The sequence below is a fragment of the Methylobacterium sp. J-078 genome (assembly GCF_022829285.1).
GTDB lineage: Bacteria > Pseudomonadota > Alphaproteobacteria > Rhizobiales > Beijerinckiaceae > Methylobacterium.
Genome location: NZ_JAKSYI010000023.1, coordinates 1 through 19,433, shown reverse-complemented (window position 1 = coordinate 19,433; position 19,433 = coordinate 1). Strand labels below are relative to the sequence as shown.

The window sequence follows — 19,433 nt, the reverse complement described above, 5'->3', positions numbered from 1 at the left end:
TTCACGATGCTCGGTGCCCTCGCCAAGAAGATTTTCGGCTCGTCCAACGACCGGCGCGTGAAGGGCTATCGTCCCCGTGTGGCCGAGATCAACGCCCTGGAGCCGCAGATCGCCGCGCTCTCGGACGACGACCTGCGCGCCCGCACCGACATGCTGAAGGCCGAGCTCGCCGCCGGCAAGAGCCTCGACGACATCCTCGTGCCGGCCTTCGCCACGGTCCGCGAGGCGGCCAAGCGCGTCCTCGGGCAGCGTCACTTCGACGTGCAGATGATCGGCGGCATGGTGCTCCACGAGAGCGGCATCGCCGAGATGCGCACCGGCGAGGGCAAGACCCTGGTGGCGACCCTGCCGGTCTACCTCAACGCGCTGTCGGGCCTCGGCGTCCACGTGGTCACCGTGAACGACTACCTCGCCGCCCGCGACGCGGAGTGGATGGGCCGGGTCTACCGCTTCCTCGGGCTCTCCGTCGGCACCATCGTGCACGGGCTCGACGACGGCCAGCGCAAGGAAGCCTACGCCTGCGACATCACCTACGGCACGAACAACGAGTTCGGGTTCGACTACCTGCGCGACAACATGAAGTACGAGCTGTCCCAGCTCTCGCAGCGGGGCCACAACTACGCGATCGTCGATGAGGTCGACTCCATCCTGATCGACGAGGCGCGCACCCCGCTCATCATCTCGGGCCCGGTGGATGACCGCTCCGAGCTCTACGTTTCCGTCGACGCCCTGATGCCGCACCTGGAGCGCGAGCATTACGACCTCGACGAGAAGCAGCGCACGGTCTCGCTCACCGAGAGCGGCAACGAGTTCGTGGAGGACCTCCTGCGCGGCGCGGACCTGCTGAAGGACGGCGACCTCTACGACGCGCACAACGTCTCCCTGGTCCACCACGTCAACCTGGCCTTGCGCGCCCACACCCTGTTCACCCTGGACAAGGACTACATCGTCAAGAACGACGAGGTGGTGATCATCGACGAGTTCACCGGCCGCATGATGCAGGGCCGGCGCTACTCGGAAGGGCTGCACCAGGCGCTGGAGGCCAAGGAGCGGGTCACGATCCAGCCTGAGAACCAGACGCTCGCCTCGATCACCTTCCAGAACTACTTCCGCCTCTATTCGAAGCTCGCCGGCATGACCGGCACCGCCTCCACGGAAGCCGACGAGTTCGCCGAGATCTACAAGCTCGAAGTCGTCGACATCCCGACCAACAAGGCGGTCGAGCGCGTCGACGAGGACGACGAGGTCTACCGGACGGTGGACGAGAAGTACGTCGGTATCATCGCCGAGATCGAGAAGGCGCATGCGCGCCACCAGCCGATCCTGGTCGGCACCGGCTCCATCGAGAAGTCGCAGCACCTGGCCGAGATGCTGCTGAAGTCCGGCTTCACCCAACTCGACTACTCGGACCCGAACGCGCTGACGGACGTCTACGCCGCCGCCCGCGAAGGCCGGGTGACGAAGCGCTTTGCCGTGCTCAACGCCCGCTTCCACGAGCAGGAAGCCTACATCGTGGCGGAAGCCGGCGTGCCCGGCGCCATCACCATCGCGACGAACATGGCCGGGCGCGGCACCGACATCAAACTCGGCGGCAACGTCGAGATGCGCGTCGAGAAGGAACTCGCGGGGGTGGCCGAGGGCCCCGAGCGCGAGGCCGCCATCGCGGCGATCAAGGCCGAGATCGAGGAGAACCGGGGCAAGGTGCTGGCCTCTGGCGAGCCCGCCGACCCGGAGGCGGGCCGCAAGAAGACCCTGCCGGGCGGCCTCTACATCATCGGCACCGAGCGCCACGAATCCCGCCGCATCGACAACCAGCTGCGCGGCCGCTCCGGCCGCCAGGGCGATCCCGGCCGCTCGAAGTTCTACCTGTCGCTTCAGGACGACCTGATGCGGATCTTCGGCTCCGACCGCATGGACGGCATGCTGACCCGCCTCGGACTCGAGCAGGGCGAGGCGATCATCCACCCTTGGATCAACAAGGCGATCGAGAAGGCGCAGCAGAAGGTCGAGGCGCGCAACTTCGACATGCGCAAGAACGTGCTCAAGTACGACAACGTCATGAACGACCAGCGCAAGGTCGTGTTCGAGCAGCGCCGCGACTTCATGGGTCAGGAGAGCGTGCGCGAGACCGTGGACGAGATGCGCCACGGCGTGGTCGACGACCTCGTGGCCGTGCACGTGCCCGAGAACGCCTATGCCGAGCAGTGGGACATCGAGGGCCTGCGCGAGCGGGTCCAGACCGTGCTCAACCTCGACGTGCCGGTGGAGGACTGGGCCAAGGAGGAGGGCATCGCCGACGAGGAGATGCGCGACCGCCTGCGCCAGGCGGCGGACGAGGCCTACGGGGTGCGCGTCGAGAAGAACACCCCCGAGGTGATGACCTACGTCGAGAAGCAGGTCCTCCTGCAGACCCTCGACCACCTCTGGCGCGAGCACCTCGTCACCCTCGACCACCTCCGGCAGGTGGTGGGCTGGCGCGGCGTCGCCCAGCGCGATCCCCTCAACGAGTACAAGTCCGAGGCCTTCGACCTCTTCAACGGCCTCGTCGCCTCCTTACGCGAGCAGGTGACCCAGCAGCTCTCGCGCATCGAGATCATGTACGACGAGGCGCCGGCCGACGGGGCGCCCGATCCGTTCGCGCAAGGCGCGCTGCCGCCGATGTTCGCCCAGCACCTCGACCCCGTTACCGGCGAGAACGAGATGAGCCGGATCGGCACGGGCAGCGATGGCGGAGCCGGCCCCGCCTATGGCTACGCCGCCCGCGAGATGGCGACCGACACCGCCGTTCTCGAGCGCGACCCGCAGGACGCTGCCACCTGGGGCCGGGTCGGGCGCAACGAGCCGTGCCCCTGCGGCTCCGGCAAGAAGTACAAGCACTGCCACGGCACGCTGACGGTCTGAGGATGAGCCCGGTCGTGGACGGCCAACCCGCCCAGGGTCAGATCACCTACGGCATCGAGCCGGACCTCGACGTGGCGGAGTTCCGCCGCGTCCTGGTGGAATCGGGGCTCGCCGCCCGTCGCCCGGCCGACGACCTAGCGCGCCTCGGGCGGATGCTGGCCCGAGCCGACCTCGTCGTCACCGCCCGCCGGGACGGCGCCCTGGTGGGTGTCGCGCGCACGCTCACCGATTTCAGCTTCTGCGCCTACCTTTCGGATCTGGCCGTGTGCCGCTCGGCGCAGGGGCTGAAGGTCGGGCAGGGCCTCATCGGTGCCACCCGCGCGGCGGTCGGGCCCGAGGCCTCGCTGCTGCTCACGGCCGCCCCCGACGCCGTCACCTTCTACGATCACATCGGCATGCCGCGCGTGGCCGACGCCTTCCGCTACGAGCGCGAGGCCTGAGCCCGGCGCCCGCAAAAAGCCGCGCTTGCCCGAAAACGAACCCATTTGGCCGGCAAGCCATATGGATACGCTTGAGGGAGTGGAGCGAGGCGGCATGCAGGACACCCGATCGGCGACGACGCTGCCTCTCCTGGGCCTTCTCCTGGTCGTTCCCGGCCTCGCCGGTTGCAACACCTATGCGGGGAACCCCAATGCCACGGGGTCGACGCTGGCCGCCAAGGCGATTGCTGCCACCGACGAGGAGCGGGATTGCCTCGGCCGGGCCATGTACTTCGAATCGAACCGCAGCGACCCCGAGGGACTGCTCGCCGTCGGAACGGTGGTGATGAACCGGCTCGAAGCGGCGGCCTTCCCGAATGGCGGGATCTGCGCCGTGGTGGGCCAGCCCCGGCAGTTCGCCCCCGGCGTGCTGACGCGGAAGATGGAGGGCAAGGAACTCCAGAAGGTCGCCGAGGTGACGGACGCGGTGCTCGACGGCCAGCGCCACCCCAAGGTCGGCCGGGCCATGTACTTCCACACCGCCGGCCTGCACTTTCCCTACAACAACATGCACTACGTCGCGGTGGCGGGCGGCAACGCCTTCTACGAGAAGCGCAAGCCCGGCGCGGTGGAGCAGGCAGCGCCCCCGGTCGCCCTGGCCTTCGCCTCCGCCGAGCCCACAGCGATACCGATGATGCCCGTGGCGCCGGTGGCGGCTCCGGCCCCACCCCGGGTCGACCCCGCCCCGCCGCAGGCCGCGCCCATCCCGGCGCCCCCGGCGGCGGTTCACCGTGCGGAGCCGGTTCGCACGGCGCGGGTCGCGGCCGAACCGAAGCCCGCTGCGGTGGCCCGGACGACGCCCGCTCGCAGCCGCGTTGCCATGACGCCCGCGGCCCTCGCCCCACAGCCGATCATCCCGCCGACGGTTCTCAATCTGCCGAGGCCGTGAGCCGGCCGGCGGGCTCCGTATCCGATCGCGGACGCCCCCGAGCCTCGGGCCCGGTCGATCTGCACTGAGCGGATCGTTTCACGAGGGCGGTTCCCCGGCACCGCGTGCCGCTTTCGGTCGCGGAGGCCGTGGCAAACGCTGCGCTATGTCCGGTCCTGCCTTTCCGATCACAGCAGGTCGCCATGAACGTTCTTCGCCCGGTCGCCCACCTGTCCGCAGCCGGCCTGCGCGCGGTCGCCCACGTGCTCACCGCCGGCTTCGACGCGCTGACGGGTCCGGTGGGACGCTTGAGCGATCGTCTCGAAGCCCACCTGCTCGCGCGCACCACGCTGCTGCGGGCCTATTACGCGCGCCCGTCGCATCGGCTGTCCGCACCGTTGCCGATCCTCGACGCGCCCGCCGATCTGGCGCTGCGCGGCGGTCTCGAAACCCCGCGTCGCGTCGCCTGAGGGCAACGCCACGGACGCTCGCGCGCGCCGATGGACCCGGTGCCGGGCGGGGCGAAGTGTCGTCCCCGGGCGGGTCCCTACACCGTCACCTGGGTTCCCACCTCCACCACGCGGCCGGTGGGGATCTGGAAGAAGTCCGTGGCGTCGTTGGCGTTCTTGGCGAGCGTGATGAAGATCCGGTCCTGCCAGAGCGGCATGCCCGAATGGGCGGCCGGGCGGATCGAGCGGCGGGACAGGAAGAACGACGTCGCCATGATGTCGAACTTGAAGCCCTGCTTCTTCAGGAGCGTCAGGGTGCGGGGGATGTTCGGCGTTTCCATGTAGCCGAACTTCATCACGACCTTGTGGAAGTGCGGGCCGATTGGCTCGATGTGGATGCGGTCGGCCTCCGCGGCGCGGGGCGTGTCCACGGTCTCGACGGTGAGCACCACGTTCTTCTCGTGCAGCACCTTGTTGTGCTTGAGGTTGTGCAGCAGGGCGGCCGGCGCGATGTAGGGGTCGCTCGTCAGGAACACGGCGGTGCCGCGCACGTGGTGGGGCGGGCTCTTTTCCAGCATGCCGACGAGCTCGGTCAGCGGCACGTCGGTCTTGCGGGTCTTGTTGATGAGGATGCCGACGCCGCGCACCCAGGTCCACATCATGACGACCAGGGCGCCCGCGAACAGCAGGGGCACGTAGCCGCCCTCGAGCACCTTCAGCATGTTCGACAGCAGGAACAGGAACTCCACCGCCGCGAAGGGCAGGATCGCGAGGCCGGCGGCCCAGGGCGACCATTTCCAGGTCTTCCAGAGCACCAGGAAGGCGAGGCTCGCGGTGATCAGCATCGTGCCCGTCACGGCGATGCCGTAGGCCGAGGCCAGGGCCGCCGAGGAGCGGAACAGCACGGCCAGGATCACGACGCCGACCATGAGAAGCGCGTTGATCTGCGGCAGGTAGATCTGGCCCGAATGCGATTCGGAGGTGTGGCGGATCTCGAGGCGCGGCAGCAGGCCGAGCTGGATCGCCTGGCGAGACAGGGAGAAGGCGCCGGTGATGACGGCTTGGCTCGCCGTGACCGTGGCGGCGGTGGCGAGCAGCACCATCGGCAGCAGGCCCCATTCGGGCACGAGCTGGAAGAACGGATCGGTGGTGTCGGGCTTCGACAGCACGAGGGCCGCCTGGCCGAAATAGTTCAGGACGAGGCAGGGGCCGACGAGGCCGAGCCAGGCGATCTGGATCGGCCGGCGCCCGAAATGCCCGAGATCGGCGAACAGCGCCTCGGCCCCCGTCACCGCCAGGAACACGGCGCCCAGCGCCACCAGGGCGCCGGTGCCGTGCCCGAGGAGGTAATGCACCGCGTAATACGGGTTCAGGGCCCAGAACACGTCGGTGTTGGCGACGATGTGGGGGAGGGCGGCCAGCGCCATGGCGGCGAACCACACCGCCATGACGGGCCCGAAGAAGGACGCCACCTTGCTGGTGCCCCGCACCTGGATGAGGAACAGCGGCACGATGATCGCGATGGTGATCGGCAGCACGTAGGCGTCGAAAGCCGGGGTGACGAGCTTCAGGCCCTCCACCGCCGAGAGCACCGAGATCGCCGGCGTGATGATGGCGTCGCCGTAGAACAGCGAGGCGCCGAGCAGGCCGAACATGAACACCACGCGAGAGCCGCCGAGCGCCGTGCGGGCGAGCGCCATCAGCGAGAGGATGCCGCCCTCGCCGTTGTTGTCCATCCGCATCAGGATGACGACGTACTTGATGGTGACGATGAGGACGAGCGCCCACAGGATCAGCGAGGCGACCCCGAGGACCTCCTCGCGCAGCAGGATGCCGTCGGCGCGGGCCGAGACCAGGGCCTCGCGGAAGGCGTAGAGCGGGCTCGTCCCGATATCGCCGTAGACGACGCCGATGGAGCCGAGGACGAGGGTCCAGAGGCTCGCGGGCGCGTGGGCGCGCGCGGTTTCGGCGGCCCCGTCGGCGACGGGGGGTGGGCTCCCGGCTCCCTCGGATTTGGCGGTGGGCGCGCTCGAAGGGGCGGTCTGCGTCATTCGGCTCGATCGAGGCTCGTGGCGAGCCCAACGTCTCGCGGCACGGCTTCAGGCCGCGCGCGGGAACGCCGGGGCCGGACCCGACGAAGTCGGCCGGCGGGGGACGGTTGGGTTCACGCTATCATGCGGCGCAGCATGAGAGAACGGCAACCTGGATCGAGGCTGCCGTTCTGGCCTGGCCGACGCTGCGCCCGGGGGCTACTCGGCCGCGGTGCGGGTGCCGGCGCCGAAGCGGCGCTCGATGTAGTCGGTCACCACGGTCTCGAAATCCTTGGCGAGCGTCGGCCCGCGCAGGGTCATGGCCTTCTTGCCGTCGATGAAGACCGGGGCCGTCGGGGTCTCGCCGGTGCCCGGCAGGGAGATGCCGATATCGGCGTGCTTCGATTCGCCGGGGCCGTTCACGATGCAGCCCATCACCGCCACGTTGAGGCCCTCGACGCCCGGATAGGCCTTCTTCCATTCCGGCATCGAGGTGACGATCCAGCTCTGGATGTCGCGGGCGAGTTCCTGGAACGTCGTCGAGGTCGTCCGGCCGCAGCCGGGGCACGCCGCCACGAGCGGGACGAAGGTCCGGAAACCCATGGTCTGCAGGAGTTCCTGCGCGGCCTTGACCTCCACGGTGCGGTCGCCGCCGGGCTCCGGCGTGAGCGAGTAGCGGATCGTGTCGCCGATGCCTTCCTGCAGCAGCACGCCGATGGCGGCCGACGCCGCGACGAGGCCCTTCGAGCCCATGCCGGCCTCGGTGAGGCCGAGATGGATCGCGAAGTCCGAGCGGCGCGCCACCTCGCGGTAGACCGCGATGAGGTCCTGCACCGCCGAGACCTTGGCCGAGAGGATGATCTTGTCCTGGGACAGGCCGAGTTCGACGGCGCGCTCGGCCGATGAGAGGGCCGACTGCACCATGGCCTCGCGCATCACCGCGCGGGCGTCGATCGGCCGGGCCGAACGGGCGTTCTCGTCCATCAGGTGGGTGAGGAGCGCCTCGTCGAGGGAGCCCCAGTTCGCGCCGATGCGCACGGTCTTGTTGTAGCGAATCGCCTGCTCGATGATCGTCGAGAACTGCGTGTCCTTCTTCTCCTTGAAGCCGACATTGCCCGGGTTGATCCGGTACTTGGCCAGCGCCTCGGCGCAGGCCGGATGGTCGGACAGGAGCTTGTGGCCGATGTAGTGGAAGTCGCCCACCAGCGGCACGTGCACGCCGATGCGGTCGAGACGCTCGCGGATCTTCGGCACGGCGGCGGCCGCCTCGTCGCGGTCGACGGTGATGCGCACGAGCTCCGAGCCGGCCCGTGCCAGTTGGGCCACCTGCGCCACGGTGCCGTCGATGTCGGCGGTGTCGGTGTTGGTCATGGACTGGACGACGATCGGCGCACCGCCACCCACCGTGACCGCACCCTCGCCGGACCCGATGGTGACGCCGACCGTACGGTGCCGGGGGCTCGGGCCTGCGATCTCGGGGCCGGTGCCGCTGATCGGGTTGGCGGGGGTCGCGTCCATGATGTCCATCGTTGACTGTGCGCTCCGAGGAACGTCCGCCGGCGACGGTCGAGCCGCCGACCGGGCCGGTTCAGGCCGGGTGACGGCGTTCCGATGCCGCAAACAATACGCCCTCGATCGTTTAGCTGAGATGACGGCGGGCGGGCGTCAAGCCCGCTGCGTCACCGGACGAGCCGGAGGGCGCGAGCGGGTGCTGGATCGTATTCGGCTCCTCCCATGTCCCATCTGCGCGGCGATGTCGAGTTTTCGGGGCCGTCCGAGGGGCAGGGCTGCGCGCGGGACAGGGAACCGCTGCATCTTCCGGCCTGTTTGTGGCCTTGCGGCATCATATATTGCGATGCAGCATAAAACTTTGGAGATCAGCATGCTCGATCCGCACCAGGAACCGCCGGTCGATTCGCTCATCGACGTCCCCGTCGAACACGATCTGCCGATGCAGCCCTCCGCCGGTACGCGCGTCATGGCGGGGCCGCGCGCGGAGAAGACGGTGGCGCTGGCGCTCCAGGGCGGCGGCGCGCACGGCGCCTTCACCTGGGGGGTCCTCGACGCGCTGATCGAGGACGGGCGTCTGGGCTTCGAGGCGATCACGGGGGCGAGCGCGGGCGCCATGAACGCGGTCGTGATGGTCGACGGCTGGCTCGAGGACGGGCCCGAGGGGGCCCGCCGGGCCCTGGCGCGGTTCTGGCGCGAGGTCAGCCTCGACGGCGATCTGTGGCCGGCGCAGCGCAAGGCGTTCAGCGGCGTGTTCGAGTTCTGGTCGAACAACCCCGTGGTGGAGTTCTGGAGCCGGGCGTTCCGGACCAGCCCCTACACGTCGAACCCGCTGAACTACAATCCCCTGCGCAAGGTCCTGGCCGCGCAGGTGGATTTCGAGCGCCTGCGCGGGGCCGAGACCGCCGGCGTGTTCGTCTCCGCCACCAATGTCTGGACCGGCAAGCTCGCGGTGTTCGAGCGCGAGTCCCTCAACGTCGACCACCTCATGGCCTCCGCCTGCCTGCCCACCGTGTTCCAGGCGGTGGAGATCGACGGCGTGCCGTACTGGGACGGCGGTTACCTCGGCAACCCGCCGCTCTATCCCCTCTATCGCGGCGCCGAGACCCGCGACATCGTCCTGGTGCAGATCAACCCGGTGGAGCGCCGCGAGACCCCGCGCACGCCCCAGGAGATCCAGGACCGGCTCAACGAGATCACCTTCAACGCCAACCTGATGCGCGAACTGCGCGCCATCGATTTCGTCGACCACCTGATCAAGGAGGGCGTGCTGGGCCGGGGCGAGTACCAGTCCCAGTACGTCCACCGGATCGACGGCACCGGCGCCCTCGACGAGTACCAGGCCTCCTCCCGCCTCGATGCCCGCTGGCGGGTATTCGAGCGCCTGCGCGACAAGGGCCGCGGCGCGGCGCAGGCCTGGATCGCGGAGAACTACGATCAGATCGGCCGCACCTGCACCCTCGACCTTGAGGCGACCTATCGCTGAACCGGGATCCGGGCCAGACTCCCGAATCCGAGTCTCCTGCGCCCGAGGGGGATTTGCGCCCGAGGGGGATTAAAGGAGGGGGGCCGGACGTTGACCCAACCATGACGACCGAACCGAACCGGCCCGGCCCCGCCTCCATCGTCGACCTGCTCGTTCCGCTGCGGCGCTACGCGCGCGCCCTGACGCGGGACACCCTGCGGGCCGACGACCTCGTCCACGACGCCCTGGTGCGTGCCCTCGAATCGGGCCAGGCCTCGCGGCCGAACACCAATTTGCGGACCTGGATGATGACGGTCCTGCACAACGTCTTCATCGACGAGCAGCGCCGCAAGCGCGTCGAGGCCCGCCACGCCGATGCCCTCGTGCAGATGAGCGAGGAGGTGACGCCGCCCTCCCAGGAGGCGCAGGTTCGCCTCGCGCAGATCCGCCGCGCCTTCCTCACCCTGCCGGAGGAGCAGCGCGCCGCGCTCCATCTCGTGACCCTCGAGGGCATGGCCTACGCGGACGCCGCCGCCGTGCTGGGAATTCCGATCGGAACCCTGATGTCCCGCCTCGGACGCGGCCGGGCCGCGCTGCGGGCCTTCGAGGAGGGCGAGCGCGATCCGGAGCGGCCGGGTGGCGGCGACGTCGCCGAGCGGCGCCGGCGCCTGTCCTCCGAGCGTCCGCGCCTCCGCCTCGTATCGCCGGATGAGCCGGACGGTCCGCTGCTGCGCCGGGCCATCGGCAACACCTGACATCGCATGAATTCCGGGGCGGACCAGGACCGACAGGGCCGGATCATCCCCGAAGCGCGGCCGGGACTCCTTGTCCGGGGACGCGCCCCCTGTATCTGACCGGAGCCGACGCCATGGAACCGACAGCGATGATCGATCCGATCACCGAGAACGACCTCACCGCCTATGTCGATGGGCAGCTCGAGGGCCTTCGCCGCCTCGACGTGGAAGCGCATCTCGCGCGCCACCCCGAGACCGCCGCGCTGATCATGGCCGAGCTCCACGACCGGGACGCCCTGCGCCAGGCCTTCGCCGCGCTGCCCAGTCCCGGCCCGGAGCGCAACCGCGTCGCGGCGCGACGTCTCGACCGCAACCTCGCCTGGCGCCGGTTCGGTGACCGCCTGCGCCGGGCCGCCGTCATCGCGCTCCTGGTGGGAACCGGCTGGCTCGCCCATTCGGACGGACCGTTCCTCGGCGTGCCCGATACCTTCGCCGCGTCCGTCGATCCGGCCCTCGTCGCCGATGCCCGCCACGCCCGTGAGGCCGCGCAGGTCCGTGCCCGCATTGCGTCCCAGCGCGGACTGGTGGGGTCCTACGACCGCGACGGCATCAGTGCCGCCACCGGCATCACCCTGCCGGACCTGCCGGCGGACTGGATCGTGCGCGACGTGCAGATCGTCCCGGCCCGGAACGGGGCCGGCGTCGAGGTCGTGATCGATGCCGGCGCCCTCGGGGAGGTCTCGCTCTTCGCCACCCGCGGGTCGGCCATGGCCGGTTCCCCGAGCGAGGTCACCAGCCCGGGCGACGGCGAGACCGCCTACTGGACCGCCGCCCACACCGCCTATGCCCTGAGCGGGGGCCGCGACCATACGGGTCTCGGGGATGCCGCGCGCCGGCTCGCCGGGCAGGGCGTCCAGAAGCTCTGAGGTCGCGTCACCGAAGTGCGGTGACAAAGCCGGGCCTTTGGAACGGGAGCGAAATCAAGTCGGGCCGCGTTCAGATCAGGAATGCCATATGCCTGTTGCAAGAGGGTGTTACGCTCTCGAGGCACATGCTCTTTGCTCAACTCTGATCCCGAGACGCCGATGGCCCGCCTGACCCTCGTCCTGACGTTCCTCGCCGCCTCGCCCCTGGCGGCCGTGGCACAGGATGCCGCGCAGAAGCCGGCCGCCGCGCCGGCCGTCGGGGTGGCGCCCCTGACGCCGGGCAAGCCGGCCCGCGCACCCTATCTCACGGATGCCCAGGCTCCCGACACCGTCGCCATCCTGAGCCCGCCGCCCCGGGGACAATCGGCGGCGGAGGCTGCCGACAAGGCCGCCTTCAACGCCACCCGCTCCTTGAAGGGCGGCCCGCGCTGGGCCTTGGCCACCACCGACGTGGCGGACGGCGCCTCGGCCATCCTCGACGATTTCGCCTGCGTCATCGGCCAACGGATCGACCAGTCACGGGCGCCGGCCCTGATGACCCTCCTGGAGCGCGCCCGCCTCGACATCGCGCGCGCGACCCGGGCACCCAAGCTGCACTACCGTCGCCTGCGCCCCTTCGTGGGCAACGACGCGGAGATCTGCGTCATGCGGACCTCCGAACTGGGCAACGCCTTCAGCTTCCCCTCGAGCCACGCGACCCAGGCCTGGACCTACGCGGCGATCATGGCCGCGCTCATGCCCGAGAAGGCCACGCAGTTCTTCGTGCGGGCCCGGTCCTACGGCGAGAGCCGTGTCGTCTGCGGCCTGCACTGGGTCAGCGACATCGAGGCCGGCCGCACCGCCGCCAGCGCCGTCTACGCCGCCCTGCAGGGCGATTCGGCCTTCCGCGCCGATCTCGAGAAGGCGCGGGCGGAACTGGGCAAGCTGGTCACGAATGGGGGCACGGCGCCGGACCAGGCCGTCTGCGCCCGCGAGGAGGCCGCCGCCCGCGAGCCCATCCTGTAAGCCTTTGGCCAGGTCGCCGGGGAATCACCGCCCCTTCCAACGGATCCCGCCAACGCATCCCGCCCCCGAACGAAGAGTTCGGGGCCTTGAGATAAGGGCTCGGCCGGTTTCCCGGTCGAGCCCTTTGTTTTCCCGTGAAAACGTTAACCACGTCCGGTTGGGGGCGGAGCCCCCGTCAGGACTTGGTCGCGGCTCCGGCCTGTCCGCGCTTGCGCCGGCGCGCCAGGATGTTCAGGCCCTCGACGCCGGCCGAGAAGGCCATGGCGGTGTAGATGTAGCCCTTCGGCACGTGCGCCCCGAAACCTTCCGCGATCAGCGTCATGCCGATCATGATGAGGAAGCCCAGCGCCAGCATCACCACGGTCGGGTTCGCAGCGATGAAGCGGGAGAGCGGGTCGGCGGCGAGCAGCATCACGGTCACGGCCGCGACCACGGCGATCACCATGATCGGCACGTGCTCCGTCATGCCCACCGCCGTGATGATGCTGTCGATGGAGAAGACGAGGTCGAGGACGAGGATCTGGCCGATGGCCGCCGCGAAACCGAGCCGCATCCCGCCGGCATCGGCCTCCTTGGAGGACGGGTCGACGCTGTGATGGATCTCCTTGGTGGCCTTCCAGAGCAGGAACAGGCCGCCCGCGATGAGGATGAGATCGCGCCAGGAGAAGGCCTTGCCGAACACCGCGAAGACCGGCTGCGTCAGCGCGACGATGTAGGCGATGGTGGCGAGCAGTCCCAGGCGCAGGACGAGGGCGAGGCCGATGCCGATGCGCCGGGCGCTCTGCTGGTTCTCCGGCGGCAGCTTGTTGGTGATGATCGAGATGAAGATGAGGTTGTCGATGCCGAGCACGACCTCCATCACCACGAGGGTGGCGAGGGCCGCCCAGGCGGTGGGGTTGTTGGCGAGTTGAAGCAGGCTGTCCACGTGGACCTCGTTCCAGGAGACGGGACCGACCTTCGGAGCGCAGTCCGAAGGCGGGTCGAGCGGAAGGGAGAGGGCGAAGCGAAAAGGGGGCCGGCGCTGGCCCCTCAGCCGGCCGAGGCTGGCGCGGCGGCGGCCACGCCGGGCCGCGCGGCCGGGGCCGGGCTGATGATCCGCACGGCCTTCGGCAGAACCTTGAAGTGCGCCGGGGTGTAGGTCGAGAGTTCGCCGTCGGTGTTGACCGGGCGCGGCTTCTTGGTCTTGACGACGATCTCCGTGGTGCTGAAGGCGCGCACGTCGGCGGCCTTGCCCTGGGTCCCCTTGCGCAGGGCGGGCAGCAGCATCAACAGGCGCCACCAATGGGCGACCTCCAGGCTGTAGAAATCGAGCTTGCCGTCGTCGACGGTCGCGGTCTCCTCCACGGTCATGCCGCCGCCGTAATGGCGCCCGTTCCCCACCGAGACCTGGATGGTGCGCACGGTCTCGGTCTGTCCGTCGTGCTCGATATAGACCGTGAACGGCCGCATCCGCCGCAGCACCCGGATGGCGGCGATGCCGTAGCCGAGGGTGCCCCAGGTCTTCTTCGACTCCGCCGTGAGGTCGCCGGCGAGATCGGCCGAGAAGCCGATGCTGGCCACGTTGAAGTAGTAGTGTCCGTTGACGCAGCCGAGATCGGCCGGCCGGGCCTCCTCGGTGGTGATGAGGCGGGCCGCCTCCACCGGGTCCACCGGCAGGCCGAGGGACCGGGCGAGGTCGTTGGCGGTGCCGAGGGGCAGGATGCCGAGCGGCAGGCCGGTCTCGACCAGGGCGGGCGCCGCCGCGTTCAGGGTGCCGTCGCCGCCCCCCAGGATGACGAGGTCGCAGCCCTGCGCGTGGCGCTTGATCACGGCGGTGCAGTCGGCATCGCCCTCCGGCTCGAAGGGCGTGATGCCCCCCTGGCGCAGGACGTTGCGCACCTCCTCCAGGGAGAAGCCGCCGTTGCGGGCCTTCGGATTGACGAGGAGGAGGGCCTTACGTGGAGCACCCTGCGGCGCGGCGCTCATCGCGACGCTCCAGGGGTGGACGGGGACAGCGGGAAGCAACGATGAAGCATGGGGTCTCAACCCTCCGGTGCACTCGCGCCGCGTCAGCGCAAAGGCATGGAAGGGTCCGACATCACGGTCAACGCCTCGACCGCCAGAGGGGCCCGGACCCGAAGCACCACAAGTTGGGCGCAGGCTTGGCAATGACAAGGGTCGCGCGGGTGACAATGCCCGTGCGGATGACAATGCCCGCGCGGACACACCGGCCCGCTATTCCCACATTCCCTCCAATGGCTGCGGAACCCGGCACGATTCAGGGAAACTTAGCGAGGCCGGACGACGTTTCTCTTCGGTCGATCGGTCCGACACCGCATTTCCATCCCGAAACCTGGCCGCGACCCCGGTGATGTGCCATGCGCCACGGCTCCCGCTTCGACGGCCTCCGACTGCCCTGCTCGACCGCCCTGGTCGGTCTCGCCCTGTCGGCGGGGCTCGCGCAGGCCCAGACGCGTCCGGGCTGGGTCGATCCTCCGGCGCGCCAGCCGACCGAGGCACCGGCGCCCGAGAAGGCGCCCCCCGCCCGCCCGGCCGCCGAGGCGCCCCAACCGAAATCCTCCCAGCCGAACGCCCTGGCCGAGACCCCGCCGGTCAAGGAGGCGACCCAGGAAGCCGCCAAGGAGACGGCCCGCCCCGAGCGGCCCATGGCCGTGCACCGGCGCCGTCTCGCCACCCCGGCTCCCGAGACCCGGCGCGGCGCAGGATCGCGTGAAGAGGCGGCGTCCGAGCACCTGCGCGTCCACCCCCGCATCGCGCGCACACCCGCCATGGCACCGTCCACCGCGTCCGAGTCGAACTTCCCGGCCTGGGCCATCGCCGCGACCCGCCTCACCGACACCTACCTCGACAGCGTCTCCGGCTCCGGCGACGGCATGGTCGCGGCCGCGCCCCGGTTCTACGCCGAGCGCGTCCAGTTCCACGGCCGCAGCCTGTCCCTCGCCGCCCTCATGGCGGAGAAGCGCCGATTCGTCCGGCGCTGGCCCGAGCGACGCTACGAAGCCCAGGGGGGCGCCACCCGCACGGCCTGCAACGCCGCGACCGCGACCTGCATCGTGCGGACCACGTTCGACTTTCGCGCCGACAACCCGGCCCGCGGTGCGCGCTCGCAGGGCGTTTCCGAGCTGACCCTCACCATCAGCTTCGCCGGACCGCGCCCGGTCATCGTCGCCGAATCCAGTCGCGTCCTGCGCCGCTATGGCGCCGGCGCGCTGAGCGCTATAGCGGGTCGTCAACGTGGTGCGTGACATCGTGGTGCGTGGCTTCGGCCCGGCGCGGTCGTCACGCCGGGTCCGGAGTGGCGTACGTCTTGGAAGTGCCTCGCGTCTTGGAAGTGCCTCGCAGCTTGGAAGCGTCCCGCGTCTTGGATGATCGGACTTCACCCCCGCCCGCCGCCCACGAGGGGGACCAAGCTGCGCCGGCGGCCGGTCGCGATGCCCTGCGGGCGCGGATCGCGGAGGAGATCGCCCGGCAGAACGCGTATCCCGTGGCCGAGCGCACGCTCAGCCTCCTGGCGGAAGCGTCCCTCGCGCCCCTGACGGAGGCACCGTTCTACCGCGTGGTCGATCGCGCGGGCGCCCCGCGCCTCCTCACCGAGGTCGATGGCCGGACGGTGCCGATGCCGATCGAAGCCCTCTTCGCTGAGCTGCGGGACCGGCACCCCGCCCTGTTCCTGCCGCCGCCGCCCGAGCCGGAGCCCGCGCCCGCGCCCCAGGCCGAGCCCGTGCCGGCGGAGGATTTCAGTGTGGCGACCGCGCGCTTCGTCGGGGCGCAGTCGGTCGTGGCCCGTTCCCTCGTGGCGCGCTCGCTCACGCGCGGCCGGACGACGGCCCAGGCCATATCCACCGCGATCTCCGAGCGGGCGGCCGCCTTGAGGCCGCAGCGGGCGGCCGTCTCCGATCCTGCGGCCGCGCCCCTCGAGGCCCGCGCCCCGGCCGAGCCGGGCCGGTCCGCGCGCGCCCTGGATCGCCTGCGGGAGGGCACGCGCGGTCTCAGCGGCTACGCGCGCGGCCGGATCGCCGACACCACCTCGCGGCTGCGCGACGTCGCCCGCGACCGTAACACCCTGCGCGATGCCCTCTCCCGCCGTGCGCTCCCCCTCGGCCTCATCCTCGGCGGCGTCGCCCTCGTCGCCCTCGTGACGGCCATCGGCGGCCGGAACGGCACCGAGGAGGAGGCGTCCGCACCCGAGACCCGGAGCCAGGCGCAGGTCCAGCCGCCGGCCGCCGCCGGGAATCCGCCGAGCGCGCCCGACATGAGCCCGGCCCTGCCCGAGGAGAATCAGCCCAAGCCCGCCCGCGCCAACGAACTCACCGGTCCGGTGGAGGTCATCGACACCGCGACCCTGCGCGTCGCCGGCAAGCTGGTGCGGCTGTTCGGGGTCGAATGGGTGCGCGGGGGCCAAGCCGACGAACTCACCCGCTACCTGGCCGGGCGCACCGTGACCTGCCGGCCTGTGGCGGGCAGCGAGGCCCGGCTCTGCGCGGTGGACGGGCGCGACCTCTCCGAGGTGGTGCTGTTCAACGGCGGCGGCCGCGCCTCGCCGGAGGCGACGCCCGACCTCGTGGCGGCCGAAGACCATGCCCGCGCCGAGCGCCTCGGCGTCTGGGCGCGCTGAGGGCGGCGCCGCGCACGACCCGACACCAAGCGGCAACGCTATCCCGCACGGGGGCCGCCCGCCGCTTGCATCCGCCCCGCCCGCCGGTGTCAATGCCCACGGATATCGGGATTCGGGGCATCGGGGGCTCGGAGCATGGATCTATCCGTGGGTGTGAGCGTGGCGGCCGTGGTGCTGGTGGCCCTCGTGGTGGTGACGCTCGCCATCGGCATCAACATCGTGCCGCAGGGCCACGTCTACACGGTGGAGCGCTTCGGCAAGTACCATCGCAGCCTAGAATCCGGGCTCGGCCTCATCGCGCCCTACGTCGAGCGGATCGGCCGGCGGGTGAACGTGATGGAGCAGGTCATCGACGTGCCGAGCCAGGAGGCTTTCACCCGCGACAATGCCGGGGTCCGGATCGACGCGGTGGTGTTCTACCAGGTGCTCGACGCGGCGCGGGCCTCCTACGAGGTCTCGAAGCTCGAGGTCGCGGTGATGACGCTGACCATGACGAACATCCGCACGGTCGTCGGCTCGATGGACCTCGACCAGCTGCTCTCGCACCGCGACGAGATCAACGAGCGCCTGCTGCGGGTGATGGATGCGGCGGCCTCGCCCTGGGGCGTGAAGATGACCCGCATCGAGATCAAGGACATCGTGCCCCCCGCCGACCTCGCCGGCGCCATGGCCCGCCAGATGAAGGCCGAGCGCGAGAAGCGCGCCTCCGTGCTGGAGGCCGAGGGGCACCGGCAGGCGGAGATCCTGCGCGCGGAGGGGCGCAAGCAATCCGCCATCCTGGAGGCGGAGGGCCGCAAGGAGGCGGCGTTCCGCGATGCGGAGGCCCGCGAGCGCGGAGCCGAGGCCGAGGCGCGCGCGACCCAGCTCGTGAGCGAGGCCATCGCCAAGGGCGACATCGCGGCGGCGAACTTCCTCGTGGCCGAGAAGTACGTGGAGGCGGTCAAGGCCATCGCCACGGCCCCGAACCAGCGCGTGGTGGTGGTGCCGATCGAGGCGGCCGCGCTCGCCGGCACGCTCGGCGGCATCGCCGAGATCACCCGCAGCGTCTTCGGCGAGGGCGCGCCGGCCCGCAAGAGCAGCGGATTGCCGCCGAATGTCGGGGGCGGCGCCCGATGATCGCGTCGTTCGTGGAGGCGATCGGACCCGCCTGGACCTGGATCCTGATCGGTCTCGTGCTGATGGGGACGGAGCTCGTCGCCTCCGGCGTGTTCCTGCTCTGGCTCGGCCTCGCCGCCCTGGTCACGGGGCTGCAGATCCTCCTCGTGCCGATGCCCTGGCAGGGCCAGATCCTGCTCTTCGGCATCCTCTCCGTGCTGTTCGCCGTGGTGGCGAGCCGGCGGAGCCGGGCGGCGAACACCCTGAACCAGGGCGCCCAGGGGCTGGTGGGGCGCGACTACCCGCTCGCGGCCCCGATCGTGGCGGGCGAAGGGCATATCCGCGTCAACGACACCCTCTGGCGCGTCACCGGCCCGGACGCACCGCTGGGCGCGCGGGTGCGGGTGACGGGGGTGGAGGGGACGCTGCTGACGGTGGTGGCGGCATCTTGAGGCACGACCGGCACCGGACTGGTCGCGGCCGGATCGGATGGCCGCAGGCTCGACGGCGGCGGACCGGAATGCTGGATAGCCTCTCGTCCCGCGCCCGCGACGGACACGCCCGTGTCAGTGTCACCTACGATCGGAACACCCGCATCGCGTGAGACATCGCCGCCTCGCTCAGGGGCTCGTCAACATCCCATGACCGGGTCTCACACCTCGACACCCAGCCCGTTGTCCTGATGTTCGACCGGCGCGGGGGTCGCAGTCGTCACCGCATCGGCGTACCAACGCCAGCGCGCCTTCCGACACCAGTGCCGCCGGCCGGCGGCATCGACGATGACGCCGGCCACCAACTCGTCCGGCTCCCGCCCGTTCAGGAAACAGGCTTCACGCGCCCTGTCCCGCGTGGTCAGCCGATCCCCAGCGATTGTCGCATGGCACCTCCGGGCGATGGTCTCGAACTGCCTCGGTGGAGGCCGGTTCGGTGTCGACCCGAGACTTCATACGACGAACGGGCAAACATTTGGAGAATCCGGCAGCCCTTTATAGAAGCGCTGCCGACGCTTCCCCGGCACCGCGTCGCGCCCCTCTCACAGGACATCTCATGAGCAGCTTGAAATTCGGGACGAGCGGTCTGCGTGGGCTGGTGACGGACCTCGTGGGGTGGCCGAGCTACGCTTATGCGAGCGCCTTCTTCCGCTCCATCGCGGCGACGACCGGCACCGGCCGCACCGTCGTGATCGGGCGGGACCTGCGCGACAGCAGCCCCGGCATCGCCGCGACGGTGGCCGCCGCCGCGGCGGGAGCCGGCTTCACGGCCGTCGATTGCGGCGCGCTGCCGACGCCGGCCCTGGCCCTGGAAGCGCTCCGGCGCGGCGCCTGCGCGGTGATGGTCACCGGCAGCCACATCCCGG

At 70.5% G+C, this 19,433-nt stretch carries 17 protein-coding genes and 1 pseudogene; 13 read left to right on the top strand and 5 right to left on the bottom strand.

Translation table 11 applies throughout. From position 1 onward, the window contains the following. Positions 1 to 6 precede the first annotated feature (6 nt). The 4 genes from secA to MKK58_RS00885 all read left to right on the top strand — a co-directional run bounded on the left by secA (position 7) and on the right by MKK58_RS00885 (position 4,718). A complete protein-coding gene (secA, locus tag MKK58_RS00900; RefSeq protein WP_243910332.1) occupies positions 7 to 2,901 on the top strand; it encodes a preprotein translocase subunit SecA in 2,895 nt (964 codons plus the stop codon). Positions 2,902 to 2,915: 14 nt separating this feature from the next. Further along, positions 2,916 to 3,341 carry a GNAT family N-acetyltransferase gene (locus MKK58_RS00895; protein ID WP_243910331.1) on the top strand — a complete coding sequence of 142 codons (426 nt, stop codon included), beginning with the start codon at positions 2,916 to 2,918 and terminating at the stop codon, positions 3,339 to 3,341. 94 nt (positions 3,342 to 3,435) lie between these two features. Beyond that, positions 3,436 to 4,269 (top strand): cell wall hydrolase, encoded by an 834-nt coding sequence (locus MKK58_RS00890; protein ID WP_243910330.1) that lies wholly within the window; start codon positions 3,436 to 3,438, stop codon positions 4,267 to 4,269. Positions 4,270 to 4,451: 182 nt separating this feature from the next. Beyond that, positions 4,452 to 4,718: a hypothetical protein gene (locus tag MKK58_RS00885; protein WP_243910329.1), complete on the top strand. Its 267-nt coding sequence runs from the start codon at positions 4,452 to 4,454 to the stop codon at positions 4,716 to 4,718. 77 nt (positions 4,719 to 4,795) lie between these two features. Here the strand turns inward: MKK58_RS00885 and MKK58_RS00880 are convergent, their stop codons facing one another. Continuing rightward, on the bottom strand, positions 4,796 to 6,748 hold the full coding sequence (locus MKK58_RS00880; RefSeq protein WP_243910328.1) for a potassium transporter Kup: 1,953 nt from the start codon (positions 6,746 to 6,748) through the stop codon (positions 4,796 to 4,798). A gap of 198 nt (positions 6,749 to 6,946) precedes the next feature. Beyond that, complete coding sequence (ispG, locus tag MKK58_RS00875; RefSeq protein WP_243910327.1) at positions 6,947 to 8,254, bottom strand: flavodoxin-dependent (E)-4-hydroxy-3-methylbut-2-enyl-diphosphate synthase; 1,308 nt, start codon at positions 8,252 to 8,254, stop codon at positions 6,947 to 6,949. 355 nt (positions 8,255 to 8,609) lie between these two features. On the opposite strand from ispG, the gene MKK58_RS00870 reads away from it, so the two are divergent. From MKK58_RS00870 to MKK58_RS00855, 4 genes are all read left to right on the top strand, one after another. Continuing rightward, the gene (locus MKK58_RS00870; protein WP_243910326.1) at positions 8,610 to 9,722 is read left to right on the top strand and encodes a patatin-like phospholipase family protein; all 1,113 of its coding nucleotides are present in this window, start codon (positions 8,610 to 8,612) and stop codon (positions 9,720 to 9,722) included. A 101-nt stretch (positions 9,723 to 9,823) separates the two neighbouring features. Next, complete coding sequence (locus MKK58_RS00865) at positions 9,824 to 10,456, top strand: sigma-70 family RNA polymerase sigma factor (RefSeq protein WP_243910325.1); 633 nt, start codon at positions 9,824 to 9,826, stop codon at positions 10,454 to 10,456. A 113-nt stretch (positions 10,457 to 10,569) separates the two neighbouring features. Further along, positions 10,570 to 11,361, top strand: coding sequence for an anti-sigma factor family protein (locus MKK58_RS00860; RefSeq protein WP_243910324.1), 792 nt, complete (start codon positions 10,570 to 10,572; stop codon positions 11,359 to 11,361). A gap of 159 nt (positions 11,362 to 11,520) precedes the next feature. Continuing rightward, complete coding sequence (locus tag MKK58_RS00855) at positions 11,521 to 12,366, top strand: acid phosphatase (protein WP_243910323.1); 846 nt, start codon at positions 11,521 to 11,523, stop codon at positions 12,364 to 12,366. A gap of 175 nt (positions 12,367 to 12,541) precedes the next feature. Here MKK58_RS00855 and MKK58_RS00850 read toward each other — a convergent pair whose 3' ends face one another. Both MKK58_RS00850 and MKK58_RS00845 read right to left on the bottom strand, forming a co-directional pair. Further along, complete coding sequence (locus MKK58_RS00850; RefSeq protein WP_243910322.1) at positions 12,542 to 13,291, bottom strand: TerC family protein; 750 nt, start codon at positions 13,289 to 13,291, stop codon at positions 12,542 to 12,544. A gap of 104 nt (positions 13,292 to 13,395) precedes the next feature. Beyond that, positions 13,396 to 14,331 carry a lipid kinase gene (locus MKK58_RS00845; protein ID WP_243910321.1) on the bottom strand — a complete coding sequence of 312 codons (936 nt, stop codon included), beginning with the start codon at positions 14,329 to 14,331 and terminating at the stop codon, positions 13,396 to 13,398. Between the two features lie 392 nt (positions 14,332 to 14,723). Between MKK58_RS00845 and MKK58_RS00840 the strand changes: the two genes are divergently transcribed. The 4 genes from MKK58_RS00840 (at position 14,724) to MKK58_RS00825 (ending at position 18,528) form a co-directional block, all read left to right on the top strand. After that, positions 14,724 to 15,611 (top strand): hypothetical protein, encoded by an 888-nt coding sequence (locus MKK58_RS00840; RefSeq protein ID WP_243910320.1) that lies wholly within the window; start codon positions 14,724 to 14,726, stop codon positions 15,609 to 15,611. Positions 15,612 to 15,727: 116 nt separating this feature from the next. Beyond that, positions 15,728 to 16,981 (top strand): thermonuclease family protein, encoded by a 1,254-nt coding sequence (locus MKK58_RS00835; protein WP_243910319.1) that lies wholly within the window; start codon positions 15,728 to 15,730, stop codon positions 16,979 to 16,981. A gap of 135 nt (positions 16,982 to 17,116) precedes the next feature. Next, positions 17,117 to 18,097, top strand: a complete 981-nt coding sequence (locus tag MKK58_RS00830) for an SPFH domain-containing protein (RefSeq protein WP_238276139.1) — start codon at positions 17,117 to 17,119, stop codon at positions 18,095 to 18,097. After that, positions 18,094 to 18,528: an NfeD family protein gene (locus tag MKK58_RS00825; RefSeq protein WP_243910318.1), complete on the top strand. Its 435-nt coding sequence runs from the start codon at positions 18,094 to 18,096 to the stop codon at positions 18,526 to 18,528. Before MKK58_RS00830 ends, MKK58_RS00825 begins: the two co-directional genes overlap by 4 nt. Before the next feature lie 200 nt (positions 18,529 to 18,728). On the opposite strand, the gene MKK58_RS00820 is transcribed toward MKK58_RS00825, so the two are convergent. Next, positions 18,729 to 18,869: a hypothetical protein gene (locus MKK58_RS00820; protein ID WP_243910317.1), complete on the bottom strand. Its 141-nt coding sequence runs from the start codon at positions 18,867 to 18,869 to the stop codon at positions 18,729 to 18,731. A 254-nt stretch (positions 18,870 to 19,123) separates the two neighbouring features. Here MKK58_RS00820 and MKK58_RS00815 point away from each other — a divergent pair. Beyond that, a pseudogene (locus tag MKK58_RS00815) lies at positions 19,124 to 19,433 on the top strand (phosphomannomutase); the annotation flags it as partial.